Origin of the sequence: Candidatus Sodalis sp. SoCistrobi (genome assembly GCF_900143145.1) — a bacterium.
GTDB lineage: Bacteria > Pseudomonadota > Gammaproteobacteria > Enterobacterales > Enterobacteriaceae > SoCistrobi.
Map to the genome: position 1 here is coordinate 1 of NZ_FRDB01000355.1, position 1,664 is coordinate 1,664.

Annotated in this window: 2 pseudogenes; one reads left to right on the plus strand and one right to left on the minus strand. The window is 57.6% G+C overall.

The features are described from left to right. Positions 1–129 precede the first annotated feature (129 nt). Positions 130–456 (plus strand): annotated as a pseudogene (locus CINSTRO3249_RS15680) (ABC transporter permease subunit); the annotation flags it as partial. Positions 457–551: 95 nt separating this feature from the next. Here CINSTRO3249_RS15680 and mltB read toward each other — a convergent pair. Then, positions 552–1,541, minus strand: a pseudogene (gene mltB / locus CINSTRO3249_RS15685) (lytic murein transglycosylase B); the annotation flags it as partial. Positions 1,542–1,664 lie beyond the last annotated feature (123 nt).

The window sequence follows — 1,664 nt, forward strand, 5'->3', positions numbered from 1 at the left end:
TGCTCATGCTGAGTTTCCAGCACTAGATTAACTGCCCGTTCACGGACTTCCGGAGAGTAACGTTTGGTCGTTGTCATAGAGACCTCCACTTTTAAAGTATAGACTCTAATTTATCCGGGGTGATTCACTATTGTCTCGGTGCCGAAGGCACAATGGGAAGCCGCCTGGGCTATCGGCATGAATTCCACCCAGGCGATGCGCAGGGTTATTTTGCCCCAGTCGGTATTTGTTTCCATACCTCCGCTGGCCAATTCGTTTATCTCGCTGATAAAGGACACGTCGCTGGCGGCGGTGATTACCGTGCCGGAGATGTTTTTGGCCGCGCAACGCATTGTGTCGGTGACCTATGAACCGTTAATTCTTTATATCGAAGCGGCGGCAATATATTTGCTGTTCAGTACTGTGCTCGGCAAAGTGCAAAACCGTCTTGAGGTCTATTTCCGCCGCTACGAATAATGGCGTTCACGACGGTGGATGCCGCCAACCTTCTTCTCCGACCGGTGTATACGATCGCAACGGGCGCCTTCGCAAGGCGCCCGTTTTTTATCCCGCTAGCCGCCGAGCCGCGCCTGCTGCACCGCATTGCCCAGTTGCCATACCGCCATGGCGTATTGGGTACTGTGATTGTAACGGGTAATAACATAAAAGTTGGGCAGCCCGTACCAATATTGATAGCCGGTGCCGATATCCAGCCGCAGCAGGCTGGCTTGCTGTTCATCCCCAAGCGGCGCGAGCGGCGACAGCCCCGCGGCGGAAAGCGTCGCCAGGGTATAGCGGGTGTCATAGCCATTTTGCAGCCAGGGCGCCTGACCGTTGGCGGGCACCGCGACCTGGCCGCCCGGCACCCAGCCGTGGGCGTGGAAATAGTTGGCCACGCTGCCGATGGCGTCCTGGGGATCCCAGAGATTGATGTGGCCGTCGCCGTCAAAATCCACGGCGTAACGCTTGAAAGAAGAAGGCATAAACTGGCCATAGCCCATGGCGCCGGCATAGGAGCCGCGCAGCGCCAGCGGATCATCGCCCTCATCGCGCGCCATCAGCAAAAACGTTTCCAGCTCGGCGGCAAAATAGTCGCCGCGGCGCGGATAATCGAAAGCCAGTGTCGCCAGCGCATCGATAATGCGCGTTCTGCCCATCACCCGTCCCCAGCGGGTTTCGACGCCGATAATGCCGACGATGATTTCCGGCGGTACGCCGTATTGGCGCCAGGCGCGATCTAAGGCATCTTGATTCTGGTTCCAAAATGCTACGCCGTTTTGTACGTTGTCCGGCGTGATGAATTTTTTCCGATAGCGCAGCCAGGCGCCGTTTGGCCCGGTGGCCCCCTGTGCAACGGGAGCCTGCTTATCCATTAGCCGCAGCACCCCGTCCAGCCGCTGCGTTTGGGCCAGCAGGTTATGCAGCGCCTGGCGATCGAAGCCATGTTCGCTGACCATTTTTTCGATGAAGCGCTCGGCGTTAGGATTAGTGGCGAAATCGCCATACAGCGCGGGGCGGTCGGAGGACGCCGGCGCTTGACGCAGAAAACCCCCGCTTGAAGCATAGGTATCTACACATTTATCGTGATAAATGTGTAGATACCTATGCGCTTGAAGGCGCGTCCTGCGAGGCCACGTCGGAAGAAGACGGCTTGCTGCTGCAGGCGGCGAGCAGAGCAATAAGAG